This window comes from Halalkalibacter oceani, assembly GCF_023715705.1.
GTDB classification, from domain to species: domain Bacteria; phylum Bacillota; class Bacilli; order Bacillales; family Bacillaceae_D; genus Halalkalibacter; species Halalkalibacter oceani_A.
The window spans coordinates 23,715-38,960 of sequence record NZ_JAMBOS010000033.1 but is presented as its reverse complement, the minus strand read 5'-3'; the positions used below and the strand labels follow the sequence as shown (position 1 = coordinate 38,960).

Genomic DNA, 15,246 nt, shown 5'->3' with positions numbered 1-15,246 from the left:
CCACCTCACCAGAGGGTGAGATGGCTGGCAATCTTCTTTTATGAGTAATTTCTTAAATCCTAGAGAAAAAAGCAAAGGCAAAATAGAAACCCCACTTTTCAGAAGTGGGGTTTCTCGACAATCTGAAGACTGACAGTTGTCAGTCTTTTTTATGTGCGTATGTACCATATTTTAATGTCCGCCGAAGCTCGGTACTAACAAGAATGTTGAGTAATAAGTGAAGCCTACAAAGAAAATCGTCAAATAGGCGCCGAAAATATACACATAGACACGCTCAGACAAGTTTAAATAGCTCAGTGCCAACAATGCTCCTGTTTGGGCAAAGAAAAGCAACGACATATTAAACATATCTCCGGCAAAGAACAAGACAGCAAAGATCCCTGTCCAAAACGCTAAAACGCGAAACATACGATCCATTTGGGTTCCCCTCCTTCTTGCAAAAGCTACTGTCTTCCAGTGGAAGCTACGGCTTAGGATAGCAAATGATTAGTACAGCTTTTATTATATACGACTGCTCCTTCACTTGTAAATGCCAGAACCGTGGCAAAACTGTGTCACGATTCATCAGCAAGCGCAATGACAGAGTATAAGCATGCCTGCGCCTCAGGATCTGTCATCCTGCTATTTTCCTTAACCGTATGCTCCCCAAAAAAGAATGAAAAAATACCATTAAACAGCTGATGGTGCATGGAGCATAGTGATAAAGAATGCTCGAACATTAATTCTTTAAACGTGCAATTGTAAATGCTTAGATGAATCTCATTCCGTTTCTCGTCATACTGAACTTCAGGGTCAAGCCCCTGATTGACGGCAATTTGTTCAATAATCTTTACTTTTTCCGCCCTGCTCAGCTTTTGATGATTGATGTGAAATTGCTGGACATAAGCCTCCGCGCTTTCTCTGCCGTATTTGAAGCCGATCTTTTCCAAAGCTTCACGCCCGGCCTCGCCAAAATCAGCTAAAGACTGCAAGGCGATATTCGCCAAACGCTGATAATCACGGAATGGAAATTGGAGCTGAATCACTTCGCCGGAAAGCCGGTAAAAACGACTAGGACGTCCCCCTTTCCCAGTCTTCTTCGTCGTTGAATCAATCATTTGTACATCCTCAAGCTTCGTAAGATGAAGCCTCGCAACATTTGGATGAATACTGAACTGATCGGCGATTTCCTGTACCGTGACATCACCACGCTGCTTGGAAATAAATTGATAAATCGAAAAACGAGTAGGATCAGACAGTACATTGGTGATTTTCAGTGTATTTTGGTCCATTTTTTTCACTCCCCAACTGACCAACTACCTACATTATAGTACAGTTGGGAAAGCAAATAAATGAAATTTCTCCGGCGCTGTGACCTAAGAGAATCCGTTTTCGCTTTTAAGGGACAGCCGCAGTAGCAAATCGAGGCTTATTCCATGGCGTAAAACGAAAGGAGACAGGCTGCCCGCGCGCCCTGTCGGCCAAAAAGAATCCCGGACAGGACATCCCGGACAGCGCCCGTCTCCTTATTGTCTTTTTTTCATTCTTTTCCGCCAGAACATCGACAAACCAAGTGGAATCATCCCAAAAGCCCGAACCGGAAACGGCATGCGCTCAGCTTTTCGATCCGCTTTCTCTGTTTTCGGTTCCTCCAATTTCAAGACAACCTGCTGCGTCACAAATTTCACATAATCATTGAATGACATTGTTATCACTCCTGTCCATACTACTAGTAGTATGGACAAACAGTTACAGATCTATTACCAATTTCAGTTCATCGACGATGTCTGTGACTGGTCTGCCGGTCGTATCAATGATGATATCAGCATCCTCATAATAGGCCTTCCTTGTCAGAAATAACTGTTCGATTTTTGCCTTGTCTTTTCCTTGCAAAAGCGGCCTTGTTGCATCATCTTCCAACCGTTTCAAAATTTCTTCAATGTCACATTTCAAATAAATTATTTTCCCTTTTTCCTTCATTAACTGTCTGTTTTCTTCTTTGGCGACAATGCCGCCCCCTGTTGTAATAATGAGACGCTGCCCTGCGATTGTTTTTAATGCATTCGTTTCCTGTTTTCGGAAATAAGGCTCTCCCTTTGTTCGAAACAGCTCGCTGATGGGCTGCTTCTCCTGCTCCTCAATCCATTGATCTGTATCAATGACGTGAAAAGACAGCTCCTCTGCCAGAGCTTGTCCGATTGTTGTTTTTCCAGATCCCATAAACCCGGTAATGTAATAATGCTGCTTCACCCTTAAACCTCCTGATACCCTTCTACTACAGCATCCGGCCAGCTGTATTGAAATCTGGCCTGTCGCTGCTCTCCTGACCTCAGCCTTGCCAAAACAGCAATGGTGCCAAAGTCTTCGGTCATCGCTCTAACCTCAAGTGTAACGGTCCCGGCCGGATATGAAAAGGTGTAAATCTCCCCCTCCACCGGTTCTAGCCGCTTTTTTTGAAATTCGGCAACCCCAATTTGCAGAAGAGACTGTAATTCAAGCTGCTTTTCCTGCTGGGCGACAAACTGCTTCGCCGTCGCATACGCGGCAATTTGCTGAAATAAAACGGCGCAAAACAGCAGACTGAGCAGGATCGTTAACGGGTAAATAAACCCTTTGGCATTCACTCGCCTTCCTCCCCCCTTCTTTCACCGGGATACAGCAGCGCCATTGTCCGCTGTTTTTTCACGCCATTTGTCAGCTCGACCTCACAGCGGACGAGCTGGCGTGTTGTGTTACACGTAAATGATTGAACTCGTTCAAGCAGCAGCACATGACCGAGACCGTTTCGCTGGCGTCTGATTTGTCGCGACGGCATTAATTCAATGAACAGACTCTCATTCTTGCCTTTTTCAATAAGCAATTGGTTGCGGCCGCCTACAACCTCGGTCGCTTCCCTGATGTCCTTCGATAAGTGATTAAAGAACATCGTCACGTCCTGGTCCTGTCCGGGAATTACCTTGCTCGCACTGAGGTTGACATTCATGATAAGGGGAAATAGGGAGAGAAAAAGGAGTATCAGGGACAAAACGAGCAGCATTTCCAGTAAGGTAAAACCTTTCTCATCGCGCGGCGTAAAGACATTTTTCATAGTCACGTCCATTAACCCCTGTCCATTGAGAACAGAATTTTATCAAACCGCCGCCTGCATGCTCTCTTGTGATCAGATAGTCGCTTTCCTGCGGGGCGAGCCCTGCCAAATAGTGATACATCTCGGCTTCGAGCGCCTCCAATGCTTTCACCTCTTCTTCCATAGTAAGCCGCTCCTGATAAACAACGATTAGCAATGGCAGGAAAGCTCCACTGATGACAACAAGGAAGCTGAGGGCAAACATCACTTCCAGTAAGGTGAATCCATTACAATTTCGTATAGGAAATCATTCCTTTCCCTAAGTAAATCGTGAAGCTATAACGTTGGTTACCGGCCTGTAAAATAAAGGAGCCAGAACGACTGGGATGTCCGCTCGCCAAAAACCGAATCGAGTCAGTCCCAAGCACCCCTGGCACAAATCTCATTTCGTCCATTGGATAAGGTTTCGCGATATAGACATCATAAATGGAATAGCGAATGAGGTATTCTTTTCTCGTATTATCGAATCTGACATAGATGGGCCGGCCTGAAGCCATCGCCACCTGCTGGGCAAGGAGCAAATCAGCTTTTATTTGTTGCGCAGCAAAATCAGACTGGGTGTCAGAAGAACGTTCGTGGGGAATAATGATCAGCGGGAGCAGAATCAGCGTGGACAGAATAGAGAGAACAACGAGATTTTCAATCAGGGTAAAACCGTTCGGAGTCTGTTTCATCAGCTTGAAGGCTCACTCACAATACCTTCATTAAATACGGGGATGGAACCATCCGGGCATTCAATGCTCTCAACATATCTGCCGGAGACAAGATCATGCAGATCGCCCAGTTCATTACCTGTTTCAATTTCGTAGGCGTGAACCTGTGTCTGCAACAGCTTAATCGTCGCTTCACATCCTTTATCAGCAGCGACTTCATTGTTTTTCGCCATATTGGGGATGGCGATTAACAGCAGAACAGAGATGATCATCAACACAACGAGCATTTCAATCAGGGTGAAGCCGGATTGCCGGTTTTTCTTGTTAACAGTCGAGCTGGCATGTTTCTTAATTTCAATTAGTGTGAAACCTTCTGCTGCTTTCTTCTTTCTTTGCATTCTTATCACCTCATCTTGATCGAGGGGCTCTCAGCAGGGGACAGCATGTCGGAAAAGTTAATGATTCAGTGCCTTTCCCTCCTCTCATAACAGAATTGTTGCTATAATTAGACAAGAACGGGCAAATTCCTGCTATCTTTTTAAAATTTTTTAAGTCGGTGAAAAAAATGAAAAAGCTTCTGCTGCTCATCATTACCATTTATCAAAAAGTGATCTCGCCGCTCAAGCCACCAACATGCCGCTTTTACCCGACCTGCTCTCATTACGGGATCGAAGCTATCCAGAGATTCGGTGCCTTAAAAGGCGGCTGGCTTACAATCAAACGCATTTGCAAATGCCACCCCTTCCATCCTGGCGGAATTGACGAAGTTCCTCCGCTGGAGAAGAGGAAGTGCCGGCACTCTTAATTCAGCATTCCGGCTACTTACATGAGCCCTACTTGGACATCAAACATCCACCAATTAGGCTCCGTTTTATCGCTCCCTTCTGAGAGTGACGACCAGCCTCTTACCACGAATCAGGAAGGAGATAGAAACAGATAAGAGTCGTTGCCATGAAAATCAGAAACGCGATCAGGCAATAACTCCAGATGTCTTTTATTTTTAGCCCTGAGAGCGCCAGGGCCGGTAAAGCCCAAAATGGTTGGAGAAAGTTTGAAGTAAATGTACCAAAATTAAAGGCGTTTATCGTTGTCCCAATCGGGACACCTAAGTTGTCTGCTGCTGTTGTAAGCAATGATCCTGTAATGAGCCATTGACCTCCATTAGCCGGAATGAAGAAATTGATCACGGAGGAAGAGAGGATGACCCAAAATGGGAATGTTTCTGTTGTCGAAACATTCGTGATCCATTGAATAAGTGTCCCGACCAAGCCGGAATCTGAAATCATCGCCATGATTCCCGCATATAAGGGAAACTGAAGAATAATACCGGAAATGATTGAGATATTTTCTTTAAACGAACTAGCATACTTTTCCGGGCTTTTATAGATGGCCATACCTAAAAACAAAAGAATAAAGTTTATGAAATTGAAATCAATCATTAGCTTATTTTCCTTCACGTAAAAAAAGGCGGCCAATAAAGCGCAAAAGCATAACAAATAGGTCAGTAATGGACTGTTGTTCGCTTTGGCAGCAAAAACATGACCGCTAGATTCAGCCTTACTCTCCTTCCGTTCATTTATCACTTCTCCCACGGCTTGCCCTGTAGATTTTTCTTTTACCACGATAAAGTGAAAGAAGGCCAGAAGAGCAAAAAAGGAGATAACACTAGTAAATATAGCTTTTGGTGCAAAGATCGTTTGCTGGAATGGGACAATTCCTATTTGACTCTCCAGAAAATGGCCGGAAGTCGTAACAAGCAACGCAGTAGTTGAACTAATGGATACCGGAAAGATAATGACGTACATCGCATAGGATGCCGCGATGAGATGGGCTGACTTAATATGCGGCATTCGTTTTTTCATGAGTAATGTAAGTACGGGACCGATAATCATTCCGACAGCCCAGTTAAAAAAGGTGGCCCATGCTGACATAATCATTATCAGATAAAGAGCTTTTAAAGGAGTATCGACTTTAACAAAAATCCGCTCTAACACGCGTTTTACTGCCGAAGCAGTTGCTATCGTGCTTCCCAGCACTAACATTAATGACATTTGCAAGGTGAAGGTAAGAAATCCCCAAAATCCATCATACCAGTATAAAATCATTTGCACCGGCGTTTGCTGTTGAATGATTGCACCGAGTACGAGCACTAAAAGCGTTAAACAAAGGGCAATCGTAAAGGCGTTCGGCAAATAGCAATCTAAGAAGTTTCTGATTTTATAGATCATCAAATCCCTCCTTCTCCGGAGGGGAAATCAAAGGCTTATTAAAAATATGCAATATTATTTTCCACTTTGATTTCGCCATTTTTCATGACCCACTCAATGTTTTTAATTAAGTTGATGTCCTCATGAAGCTTCCCTTTCAAAGCGACAAGATCTGCTTTTTTCCCTATTTCTACCGAACCGATCTGGTCTTCAAAATCACAGACCTTTGCGGCATTTATCGTAACTCCTTGAAGCACTGTAACCGGGTCACCTCCAATATTGACAAGAAAAATAATATCTTCGTCCAATTGACCGTGTGTTGCATCCGTCCCTACGGCAAATTTAATACCCGATCGTAAAATAGCCTGATGCCGCTCCAGAACTTCTTCCCTGTTTCTTCTGAACCCTGCGGCGACCGAAGCCGGAACTGTACTCCATCTCCGATCATTAAAGAAAATGCTCGGCGTTAATACAACCCAGTGATTATTCTCCTTCATCGCTTCAATTTGCTGGTCAGAGGCAAAGTAAGCATGTTCAATTACTTCAACCCCCTCTTCGATGCAAATCGTTAAGCCTTCTCCGCCAATCGAATGCGCCGCTACCTTTTTTCCTACCTGTGCAGCTTCTTCCACAACAACACGAACTTCTTCTCGCGTCATGTAATAAGGCATAAACTCACCCGTACGAATTGTATCAGTGATAAACAGCTTCAAAAATTGAGCACCCCGTAACAAGTTCTCCCGTGCAGCTCTCCTTATCTCCTCTTTTCCATTAAATACAGTACCTACTGAGCCATGGGCATGAGTAGCTTTAATTCCTCTTGTGCAGGTGATGATTCTCGGACCCTCTACAATTCCTTGTTCCACCGCATCTCTAATATAAATATCAATAAAATTTTTATCTCCAAGGCATCTCGACGTCGTAATGCCTTTTTTCAAATCGATTTTCATATTTTCAATCGCTCTGATCATTAATAACGGATCCGGGTCATTCATTAACGCGGGGTGGTTCTCCAATTGGGGAGATAAAGATAAATGATCATGCGCGTCGATCAGTCCAGGCAATAACGTATAGCCCATTAAATCAATTACTTGATCAGCACGGTCCAAGTCAACCTCACCATACTGTAGATCAATGATTTGATCATTCTCAATAAGCACAACCGGATCGGCGACAAACGTCCCCTTTCTACTGTCGAATAAAAAGGAAGCTTTTATTACCATTCTCATTCGATCCCCTCCATTTTGAAAGAAATTTATTTGTTTACATAATTGTTATGCTCCTGCGGCGGTTTCAATTTTACAAACGCTTTAGAAAGTAACGGCCAAAACAGTGATAGTAAAGTCAATATGAGAAAGACAATCGTAAGTGGCCTTGCAAATACTAACAGGAGGTTCCCCTGCGTCATCGTAAGCGACTGCTGCAGCGCCTGTTCCAACAAAGGACCGAGAATTAAGGCCAGGGCGATGGGCGCTACCGGATAATTATGTTTAATCATAAAATAACCGACCAAACCTGCTATCAGCATAATGCCCACGTCAAATAATGCTCGCTGCACGGCAAAGGAGCCGAGAATAGCAAAAACCAGGATAATCGGGATTAACAGATTGACCGGAACTTTTATGACTTGAGAAGAAATTCGATTAAATAATAAACCGATAAAATACATCAGGATATTAATGACGATGAAGCCGACAAGTAATGTATAAACAATGTCCGTATTTTGCGTAAATAAAGTGGGGCCCGGTCGTAAACCGTGAATTAACAATGCCCCTAGAAAAACAGCCGCCGGTGCGCTTCCTGGAATGCTCAGCGTGAGCAAAGGAATTAATGATCCACCTGTAACCCCGTTATTTGCCGCTTCAGCAGCAACAATTCCTTCGGGGGCTCCCTTGCCGAATTTTTCCGGATTCTTCGATGAACGTATTGCTTCATTATAAGAAATAAAGGATGCTATTTCGGGACCCGCGGCTGGGATGATCCCAATTCCGATTCCAATACAGGCTGAGCGAAATGTCAGCAAAAACATCCTCATTTTTTCTCGTAAAGTGACTTTTAGCGAGCCAATTTTCGGGGGTGTCCTTCTATTTTTTGTCCTTTGCTCGATCATATTAAAAACCTCGGGTATCGTGAATAGCCCGATCAGAACAGGGATGAGCGGAATCCCCCCCAGCAGTTCATGGAATCCGAGCGTGAATCTTGGATACCCTTCAACGGGATCCTGCCCTACCGTCGCCAGCAGCAAGCTTAAGAAGCCGACCAATACCCCTTTCAGCATATTTCCTGATGACAATGTACAAACAACACTCAATCCGAAAATCGCAAGCATCATTTGTTCCGGCGGCCCTACTTTTAAAGCAACCAACGCGAGCAGTGGAGCACCGACCAGCAGTGCGATCGAACTTAACACCCCTCCTGCACTCGATCCAAAGGTCACATAAGCCAAGGCTTGGCCTGCTTTTCCCTGCTTTGTCATGGCCAATCCATCATACGTCGTTGGCACAGAGGCCGGAGTCCCGGGAATACCAAGCAGAACAGCGGGAATCGACCCGGCATAAATGGAACTGCAATATACAGCACTCAGCATCAATAAGGCAGTATCCGGCGGCAGCCAAAAGGAAAAGGGGACCAGCACAGCCAAAGCCATCGTTGCGCTAAATCCAGGTAAAGCGCCAAAAACCATTCCAATCAGCAGCCCAAAAACGATAATTCCAAGATTTAAAGGATTTAACAAACCTGTGACGCCCAGCAAAATTGATTCAACCATCACTCATTCCTCCATTAGCCGCCAAAAAAATAGCCTTGGGGTAATAACACCATCAAGAGATTATTAAAAATAAAATATAGAATCGCTGTCGTTAAAAGCGGAACGAGGATTACGATCACTAGCCTTCTTACTTCGAGAATCCAAAGCACAGTAAACATATATACGAAGGTAGAAACTCCAAAGCCTAAATAGTTCATCATCGCTACATAGATGACGGTGATAAGCGTAATGATCATGATCTGTTTATAGCTTCCCGCGTTGGCTTTCTTGCTTGGCGCGGATTTTTTTCGCAAAGAGGTTATGAGCAAGCCCATCGTCAATAAATAAGAAAAAAGCAATAAATACTTGGGATATTGGCTGGCCCGGGGCGGTGCTTCATTATTCACTTGCCAGAGAAAGCTTAAGAATACGAGTAAAAATACCGCTATGAAAATATCCGGATGTATTTGCCGCAAACGATTTAGCATAAGTAACCCACCCTACCCTAAGTTTTTCCGTGAAAAAATAACGGGGAAGAGATCCTTTTATAGAGAGGATGGCCCCCGTTATTTTGCTTACCTATTATTGAGGTTCGATACCAAGCTCTTCCACAACGCTTTTATATGCTTCAAATTCCTCCTCCGCGTATGTTGTAAATTCCTCATGGTTTTTAAAGGAAAGGCTAATTCCCGCTTTTTCAGCATCCTCTTGATACTGTGGATTATTGAATGTGTTCGTAAAAGCCTCATCGAGATAATCGACAATTTCCTGTGGGGTATTTGCCGGAACAGCAAAACCACGCCACATATATTGGGTCACCTCATACCCAAATTCTTTTACTGTCGGAATATCAGGTAACAATGGTGACCTTTCATCACTACTTACCGCTAACGGCACAACTGTATCCGCCTCGATTTGTGCTAAAGCCTCTGCCACAAATGGTGTCGCGCTGTCAGCATTCCCGCCGGCAACGGCAGTAAGAGCCGGGGCACCGCCCTGAAATAACATCCGCTCAAATTCAACGCCTGTTTCCGTTTCTAATTTATGCCTGAAGAAGTCATGACCATTCCACGGACCACCCATTCCGATCGTTACTTCTCCCGGCTTTCCTTTCACATATTCAATAAAGTCCTCAAAATTGTCTACGCCTATATCCTTCTTGGCAACTAATACTAAAGGATCCGCCGCAATCATTGCCACCGGTTTAAAATCCTTTTCGGTATAAGGAATTTCAGCCAAAGTAAACTGGTCAACAGAAGTAAAGGTGTGAATAATGCCCAGTGTATAACCATCCGGCTCCGCATTAGCAATTTGCGTATGACCCATAACCCCACCACCTCCTGACACGTTCGACACAATCACCCGCTGACCGAGTTCCTCTTCAAGATGTTTTGCAAACGTCCTCGCAGCAATATCCTGGCCGCCACCAGCATCATAGGGAACAATAATTTCCACCGGCTTCGTCGGATAGTCCAATGGCTGTCCTGCCTCTCCTTCGTTATTTCCTTCTGCCTCTTCACCGCCACTTGCTTGCTGCTCTCCACCGCATGCAGCTAAACTAATTCCAAACAGCAACAAAAAACATAAAAGCAATAACGACTTTTTCAAAATGAACACCTCTCTCATGTTATAAAATAGATGTTGCTCCTTTTGAATCCGCTTACATTTCAACACGAAGAGCAAAACTCGAATTGTTACAGCTTGTTGATTGTTAACAAATAACTCTTTTAACATGCTCTCTAGACTTCTGTTGATTGTTAACAATTTTTTCCTAAGCTCATTATATTTTTATTATTTTAAATTGTCAATAAATTATAAATTATTAAACTAAACTTCCTTATAGCCTTTAATAATCGCATTTTTCGCGTCCGTTAAATGGCTCTTGATTAGTCTTTTCACCTTGGGCTTATCATGAGATACAAGGCTTTCTACTATATCCTTATGCTGGTTTATCACTTTTATATTTTTTTCAGCATTATATTTATTTGTAATTTCCATGATCGTTTTTATTGTTCCTTTCATACTTAACCACATCTGAACCAGCATTCTGTTTTCAGAAAGCCCGACTAAATGGTAGTGAAACAATAAATCGTAATGATCGACCTCTTCTCTTGTTAGCTGTTTGTTGTCATCTACTTCTTCGATTAGCTTCCTCATTTTATGAATATAGCTTTGCTGCAACGGAAATGCTATTTGTTCTACAGCCGCAACTTCAAGCAAAATTCTGGCATAGTATATATTTTCTATATCTTTCTTTGATAAACCTAATACACATGTCCTCCCGTTTCTCGATGTATAAACAAGTCCCTCTTTCTCTAATTGTTTAATAGATTCTCTGATTGGTCCTCTGCTTACCCCAAATTTCTTTGATAGTTGAATTTCTTTTAGATGCTCTCCTTTTTTAAGCTGACCTAGAATGATTTGCCTTCGAAGACTTTCAAGTACTTTTTCCCACATTAATTCCTTTGCTATTACATCTGCATGATTCATCGCGATTACCCCTCAATAGAGACAGAATATTTATTTTTTTGTAATTATACAGTGTAAGGCAAAGTCCTGCCATCTTTTGAAGAATTTTTCTATTTATTTTTAAAACCCACATACAACGGACAGAGACCGCGGCAAAAGTTTGCCACGGCCTCTCTTATGCAATCTCGTTCACTCCACTAGTTATGCTATTTGATTACTCCTCATCAATGCTCATAATGTGCTGCTGGCGGTCGCTCGTGCAGGAGGCGCATACATCTAACAGGTCGTGCTCGATGTCGTCTTCATGGTTGTTGTCGTCGACCCGCCCGCAAACTTCGCAAATTCTTGCCATCATGACTCTCCTTTCCGGCTACTCTGCCCGATGGTCGATCTGATAGCCGCAGTCGATTATCGCCTGTTCAAAATCGTGGAAGGATGCGGCGTTTTCATTGTAGGAGATCAGTACTTCCTTTGTTGTCAGATCAGCTTCGACTTGTCTCACTCCCCATACGTCGTGTAACACGGCATCGACCTTTTGCATGTCCTGTTCGGTTTTCATATTTTGGACGACCATTTTCGCGGTTATCATCGCTGCAGCCCCCTTTCTAATGAACGTTATTCTTGTTTAGCTCCTGACCCATTCCTTGCATAAAACCAAGCATCGTTTGCAGCGAAGCATTCACGTGCGGATCACGCATCATTTTCACCATCTGCCACATGCTGACCGGCTCATTGCTGCTGTGTTGCGCCGTCGCCTGAAGTCCCTTCGTCATGCCATTCATTATTCTTGTCAGCTGTTCGGGTTCAATTTGACTAGCTGTTTGAAGCAGGCTCATCCCATTTTTTATCATGCGATGGGCCCCGGGCTGATTCAATTGCTCAACCGCCAGGGCGCCTACCTTGTCTCGCGTTTTTAATAATCCTTTCATCAGATCGAGAATCCCGGCTGCATGCAATTCTTCGATAATCTCTAAAAAAACAGTGAGAGAACGTTGATTTTCAGCGATTTGATCTGTCAGGAGCTTTAGCGCTTCGGCATTTATTTCGACTTGGTCCGGCATTTGTTTATCAATTTGCTCGATTTTCCTGGCCATCGCCAAATCCCCCGCTTTCAAGCATCTCAGGAATGGAGATAAAATCCTCCCTGCTCCACTTCTTCTCTACATTTACCCCGAGCTGCGGCTGACGATTGCCAAAGCGATGATTATGTCTCGGAATAGGAGATTCCCCGCTCTTTTCAATCACTTCCATCCGCACGCTCATTTCTTTGTAATTTGGTGTATGTGTAATGAAATCATGGTAGCTGCTCGTCAGGCGATTGACGGCCTCCGATTCTTCCCTTGTGTTCATTGGCAAATACAGCTCTTTTCCTTTCACATGTTCGGTTACCCATACGCGCAGTTTAACTTTTCCATAAGGAGAAATGAGGCGGACGAGCGCCCCGGTTTCGATCCCCCGCTCCTCAGCCAGTTCAGGTGACACTTCAAGCCACGGCTCCGGTACTTTATGGGTGATTCCCTCAGACCGGTAAGTCAAATTCCCTTCATGGAAATGTTCAAGCATCCGTCCATTGTTTAAATGCAAATCATATTCTTCGCCCGGGTGGTACGGCTCGCGCCATTCAACCGGAAAAAGCTTTGCTTTCCCATCTTCAAAAGGAAAGCGATCCTCATAAAGCAGTGGGGTGCTCGTCCCGTCTTTTTTCACAGGCCAGAGCTGACTTTGCCAATTCTCCAGCCGTTCATAGCTGACCCCGGCAAAAAGCGGGGCCAGACTTGCGGCTTCGGCCATAATTTCACTTGGGTGACTGTATGACCAGTTTGCGCCCAGACTGTTGGCGACTTCCTGGAAAATTTCCCAGTCAGGCTTGCTCTCGCCAAGCGGCTCAAACACTTTATAAAGCCGCTGAATCCGTCTTTCCGTATTTGTAAATGTGCCGTCCTTTTCAAGGCTTGGCGCCGCCGGAAGGACAACATCGGCAAATTGGGCCGTTTTCGAGAAAAAGATATCCTGTACAACAAAGAAATCCAATTTCTCAAATGCTTCATGGACGTAATTAATATTTGAATCAACGAGACCCATTTCTTCACCAAATAAATACATTCCTTTTATTTTTCCGGAATGAATCGTTTCGACAATCTGATGATTATTTAACCCCGGTTTTTCAGGAATCGGTGTCCCCCATGCTTTTTCATAACGGGCCCGGACCTCTTTACTTTCCACCGGTTCATAGCCCGGCATCCAGGCCGGCATCGTCCCGAAATCACAGGCGCCCTGAACATTATTATGCCCTCTGAGCGGATAAGCGCCCGTACCGGGTCTGCCATAATTCCCGGTGACAAGCAGCAAATTGGAAATCGCCGTGCTTGTCTCGGTCCCACCTAAATGCTGGGTGACGCCCATCGCCCATAAGATACACATGCTTTTTGCTTCGGAAATCGTCGTCGCCAGTTCGATCAGCTGCTCGTTTGACAGCCCTGTATGTTCCACAGCATAGTCCAGCGTGAATGTTTCAAGCGACTTCACAAATTCCTCAAAGCCGTTTACCCTGGAGCGGATAAAGTCTTCATCAGCCCAGCCCTGATCAATGATGTATTTCGTCACGGCATTTAGCCAGACGATATCACTGGATGGCTTCGGATGGAGGAACAAATCCGCCATTTCGGCCAGCTCATGCTTCCTAAGATCGGCGACAATTAACGTCTGATCATGCAGTTTGTGGGCCCGTTTTACCCGGGTAGCCAGTACAGGATGTGATTCAGCCGGATTGGCGCCAATCACAAAAATCAAATCTGATTGCGCGATATCCTCCATCGTGCCTGAATCACCGCCCAAGCCGACTGTTCTCATCAAACCTGCCGTGGCTGGTGATTGGCAATAGCGCGAACAATTGTCGACATTGTTCGTTCCATAGACGGAGCGGGCCAGCTTTTGAAATAGATAATTTTCCTCGTTCGTACACTTGGATGATGAAATAAAGCCCATCGCATCGGGACCGTACTGCTCTTTGATCCCGGTCAATTTAGAGCTGATTAGCGTTAGCGCTTCCTCCCATGTCGCTTCGACAAACTTCTCTCCTTTGCGGATTAACGGCTTCGTTAACCGTTCCTTGCTGTTGACGAAATCCCAGCCGAATTTCCCCTTCACACAGGTCGAAATGCCATTTACCGGCGCTTCGGGAGAGGGCTGGATTTTTAAAATTTCGCGATCCTTTGTCCATACCTCAAAGCTGCAGCCGACTCCGCAATACGTGCAAACTGTTTTCGTCCGCGAAATTCTGTCTTCCCTCATCGTTGCTTCCACATTCGAAATCGTAAAGATCTCACGGTAGCTTGGCTCGACTTCCTTCGTCAAATCAATCATCGGTTCGAGAACATTATTAGGAATCGCCGTCATGTACCCTGCTTTTCCGAGCATCGATTTTTCCATCAGGGCGTTACACGGACATACGGTGACACAGTGACCGCAGGAAACACAGGACGACTCGTCAATCGGCACATCATCATCCCAGATCACGCGCGGCTGCTCCCTGCTCCAATCAATCGACAGCACCTCACTCACCTGCAAGTCCTGACAGGCTTCAACACATAACCCGCATAAAATACATTGGTCAGGCTCGTAGCGATAAAAAGGATGAGAGTTATCCGGCGGGTAAGGCTTTGGCGTAAATTCATATTTTTGATGTTCAATTTCCAGATATTCAGCTGTATTATGAACCGTACAGTTCCCATTGTTATTATCACAGACCGTACAGTAAAGCTCATGGTTCTCCAGTATTCTTGACATCGCCTCATGCTGGGCCTCCCTGGCGAGCGGCGATGTCGTTTCGACCTTCATCTCAGGAACAGCTTTTGTCGAACAGGAGCGTTGCAGCTCCCCATTGACCTCGACAAAACAAGTATCACAGGTTTGAATAACGCCGATCCCTAAATCCGGCTGAGACGAGCAAATACCGGGAATATAGAGACTTCCCTCCTTCGCCACTTCAAAAATGGATTGACCTTCTTTCGCCTCGTACGCTTGCCCGTTAATCTTGATTTGAAATGTATTGGCAGACATCTTCTC

20 protein-coding genes are annotated in these 15,246 nt (G+C 44.6%); 1 reads left to right on the top strand and 19 read right to left on the bottom strand.

The window, feature by feature from the left end:
• Nucleotides 1–171: 171 nt before the first annotated feature.
• The 9 genes from M3212_RS19930 to comGC all read right to left on the bottom strand — a co-directional run bounded on the left by M3212_RS19930 (nucleotide 172) and on the right by comGC (nucleotide 4,157).
• Nucleotides 172–417 (bottom strand): DUF2626 domain-containing protein, encoded by a 246-nt coding sequence (locus M3212_RS19930; RefSeq protein WP_251195693.1) that lies wholly within the window; start codon nucleotides 415–417, stop codon nucleotides 172–174.
• Between the two features lie 137 nt (nucleotides 418–554).
• Nucleotides 555–1,271 (bottom strand): helix-turn-helix transcriptional regulator, encoded by a 717-nt coding sequence (locus M3212_RS19925; RefSeq protein ID WP_251195692.1) that lies wholly within the window; start codon nucleotides 1,269–1,271, stop codon nucleotides 555–557.
• A gap of 234 nt (nucleotides 1,272–1,505) precedes the next feature.
• Nucleotides 1,506–1,685 (bottom strand): YqzE family protein, encoded by a 180-nt coding sequence (locus tag M3212_RS19920; protein ID WP_251195691.1) that lies wholly within the window; start codon nucleotides 1,683–1,685, stop codon nucleotides 1,506–1,508.
• 43 nt (nucleotides 1,686–1,728) lie between these two features.
• The gene (locus M3212_RS19915; protein ID WP_251195696.1) at nucleotides 1,729–2,199 is read right to left on the bottom strand and encodes a shikimate kinase; all 471 of its coding nucleotides are present in this window, start codon (nucleotides 2,197–2,199) and stop codon (nucleotides 1,729–1,731) included.
• A 32-nt stretch (nucleotides 2,200–2,231) separates the two neighbouring features.
• Complete coding sequence (gene comGG, locus M3212_RS19910) at nucleotides 2,232–2,603, bottom strand: competence type IV pilus minor pilin ComGG (RefSeq protein WP_251195690.1); 372 nt, start codon at nucleotides 2,601–2,603, stop codon at nucleotides 2,232–2,234.
• Nucleotides 2,600–3,067 (bottom strand): competence type IV pilus minor pilin ComGF, encoded by a 468-nt coding sequence (gene comGF, locus M3212_RS19905; RefSeq protein ID WP_251195695.1) that lies wholly within the window; start codon nucleotides 3,065–3,067, stop codon nucleotides 2,600–2,602. Before comGF ends, comGG begins: the two co-directional genes overlap by 4 nt.
• Nucleotides 3,039–3,263 carry a hypothetical protein gene (locus M3212_RS19900; protein WP_251195689.1) on the bottom strand — a complete coding sequence of 75 codons (225 nt, stop codon included), beginning with the start codon at nucleotides 3,261–3,263 and terminating at the stop codon, nucleotides 3,039–3,041. Before M3212_RS19900 ends, comGF begins: the two co-directional genes overlap by 29 nt.
• Before the next feature lie 70 nt (nucleotides 3,264–3,333).
• The gene (gene comGD / locus M3212_RS19895; RefSeq protein WP_251195688.1) at nucleotides 3,334–3,780 is read right to left on the bottom strand and encodes a competence type IV pilus minor pilin ComGD; all 447 of its coding nucleotides are present in this window, start codon (nucleotides 3,778–3,780) and stop codon (nucleotides 3,334–3,336) included.
• The gene (gene comGC / locus M3212_RS19890) at nucleotides 3,780–4,157 is read right to left on the bottom strand and encodes a competence type IV pilus major pilin ComGC (RefSeq protein ID WP_285874823.1); all 378 of its coding nucleotides are present in this window, start codon (nucleotides 4,155–4,157) and stop codon (nucleotides 3,780–3,782) included. The genes comGD and comGC overlap by 1 nt, the downstream gene beginning before the upstream one ends.
• A 167-nt stretch (nucleotides 4,158–4,324) precedes the next feature.
• Here comGC and yidD point away from each other — a divergent pair, with 167 nt between their 5' ends.
• Nucleotides 4,325–4,564, top strand: coding sequence for a membrane protein insertion efficiency factor YidD (gene yidD, locus M3212_RS19885; protein ID WP_251195687.1), 240 nt, complete (start codon nucleotides 4,325–4,327; stop codon nucleotides 4,562–4,564).
• Nucleotides 4,565–4,664: 100 nt separating this feature from the next.
• On the opposite strand, the gene M3212_RS19880 is transcribed toward yidD, so the two are convergent.
• From M3212_RS19880 to fdhF, 10 genes are all read right to left on the bottom strand, one after another.
• Nucleotides 4,665–5,987, bottom strand: a complete 1,323-nt coding sequence (locus M3212_RS19880) for a TIGR00366 family protein (RefSeq protein ID WP_251195686.1) — start codon at nucleotides 5,985–5,987, stop codon at nucleotides 4,665–4,667.
• 38 nt (nucleotides 5,988–6,025) lie between these two features.
• Nucleotides 6,026–7,195: an amidohydrolase family protein gene (locus M3212_RS19875; protein ID WP_251195685.1), complete on the bottom strand. Its 1,170-nt coding sequence runs from the start codon at nucleotides 7,193–7,195 to the stop codon at nucleotides 6,026–6,028.
• Between the two features lie 26 nt (nucleotides 7,196–7,221).
• Nucleotides 7,222–8,733, bottom strand: coding sequence for a tripartite tricarboxylate transporter permease (locus M3212_RS19870; protein ID WP_251195684.1), 1,512 nt, complete (start codon nucleotides 8,731–8,733; stop codon nucleotides 7,222–7,224).
• Between the two features lie 14 nt (nucleotides 8,734–8,747).
• Nucleotides 8,748–9,200, bottom strand: coding sequence for a tripartite tricarboxylate transporter TctB family protein (locus tag M3212_RS19865; RefSeq protein WP_251195683.1), 453 nt, complete (start codon nucleotides 9,198–9,200; stop codon nucleotides 8,748–8,750).
• Between the two features lie 94 nt (nucleotides 9,201–9,294).
• Entirely contained in the window at nucleotides 9,295–10,320 is a 1,026-nt protein-coding gene (locus M3212_RS19860) for a Bug family tripartite tricarboxylate transporter substrate binding protein (RefSeq protein ID WP_251195682.1), read from the bottom strand.
• Between the two features lie 219 nt (nucleotides 10,321–10,539).
• Nucleotides 10,540–11,202: a GntR family transcriptional regulator gene (locus M3212_RS19855; RefSeq protein WP_251195681.1), complete on the bottom strand. Its 663-nt coding sequence runs from the start codon at nucleotides 11,200–11,202 to the stop codon at nucleotides 10,540–10,542.
• 193 nt (nucleotides 11,203–11,395) lie between these two features.
• Nucleotides 11,396–11,533, bottom strand: a complete 138-nt coding sequence (locus tag M3212_RS19850; RefSeq protein WP_251195680.1) for a hypothetical protein — start codon at nucleotides 11,531–11,533, stop codon at nucleotides 11,396–11,398.
• 18 nt (nucleotides 11,534–11,551) lie between these two features.
• Complete coding sequence (locus tag M3212_RS19845) at nucleotides 11,552–11,770, bottom strand: heavy-metal-associated domain-containing protein (RefSeq protein ID WP_251195679.1); 219 nt, start codon at nucleotides 11,768–11,770, stop codon at nucleotides 11,552–11,554.
• Between the two features lie 16 nt (nucleotides 11,771–11,786).
• Complete coding sequence (locus M3212_RS19840; protein ID WP_251195678.1) at nucleotides 11,787–12,275, bottom strand: DUF1641 domain-containing protein; 489 nt, start codon at nucleotides 12,273–12,275, stop codon at nucleotides 11,787–11,789.
• Complete coding sequence (gene fdhF, locus M3212_RS19835) at nucleotides 12,250–15,240, bottom strand: formate dehydrogenase subunit alpha (protein WP_251195677.1); 2,991 nt, start codon at nucleotides 15,238–15,240, stop codon at nucleotides 12,250–12,252. Before fdhF ends, M3212_RS19840 begins: the two co-directional genes overlap by 26 nt.
• Between the last annotated feature and the right edge of the window lie 6 nt (nucleotides 15,241–15,246).

Coding starts and splice junctions, on each gene's coding strand:
- M3212_RS19930 (WP_251195693.1), bottom strand. CDS start 417: ATGGATCGTATGTTTCGCGTTTTAGCGTTTTGGACAGGGATCTTTGCT.
- M3212_RS19925 (WP_251195692.1), bottom strand. CDS start 1,271: ATGGACCAAAATACACTGAAAATCACCAATGTACTGTCTGATCCTACT.
- M3212_RS19920 (WP_251195691.1), bottom strand. CDS start 1,685: ATGTCATTCAATGATTATGTGAAATTTGTGACGCAGCAGGTTGTCTTG.
- M3212_RS19915 (WP_251195696.1), bottom strand. CDS start 2,199: ATGGGATCTGGAAAAACAACAATCGGACAAGCTCTGGCAGAGGAGCTG.
- comGF (WP_251195695.1), bottom strand. CDS start 3,067: ATGAAAAATGTCTTTACGCCGCGCGATGAGAAAGGTTTTACCTTACTG.
- comGD (WP_251195688.1), bottom strand. CDS start 3,780: ATGAAACAGACTCCGAACGGTTTTACCCTGATTGAAAATCTCGTTGTT.
- comGC (WP_285874823.1), bottom strand. CDS start 4,157: ATGCAAAGAAAGAAGAAAGCAGCAGAAGGTTTCACACTAATTGAAATT.
- yidD (WP_251195687.1), top strand. CDS start 4,325: ATGAAAAAGCTTCTGCTGCTCATCATTACCATTTATCAAAAAGTGATC.
- M3212_RS19880 (WP_251195686.1), bottom strand. CDS start 5,987: ATGATCTATAAAATCAGAAACTTCTTAGATTGCTATTTGCCGAACGCC.
- M3212_RS19875 (WP_251195685.1), bottom strand. CDS start 7,195: ATGAGAATGGTAATAAAAGCTTCCTTTTTATTCGACAGTAGAAAGGGG.
- M3212_RS19870 (WP_251195684.1), bottom strand. CDS start 8,733: ATGGTTGAATCAATTTTGCTGGGCGTCACAGGTTTGTTAAATCCTTTA.
- M3212_RS19865 (WP_251195683.1), bottom strand. CDS start 9,200: ATGCTAAATCGTTTGCGGCAAATACATCCGGATATTTTCATAGCGGTA.
- M3212_RS19855 (WP_251195681.1), bottom strand. CDS start 11,202: ATGAATCATGCAGATGTAATAGCAAAGGAATTAATGTGGGAAAAAGTA.
- M3212_RS19850 (WP_251195680.1), bottom strand. CDS start 11,533: ATGGCAAGAATTTGCGAAGTTTGCGGGCGGGTCGACGACAACAACCAT.
- M3212_RS19845 (WP_251195679.1), bottom strand. CDS start 11,770: ATGATAACCGCGAAAATGGTCGTCCAAAATATGAAAACCGAACAGGAC.
- M3212_RS19840 (WP_251195678.1), bottom strand. CDS start 12,275: ATGGCCAGGAAAATCGAGCAAATTGATAAACAAATGCCGGACCAAGTC.
- fdhF (WP_251195677.1), bottom strand. CDS start 15,240: ATGTCTGCCAATACATTTCAAATCAAGATTAACGGGCAAGCGTACGAG.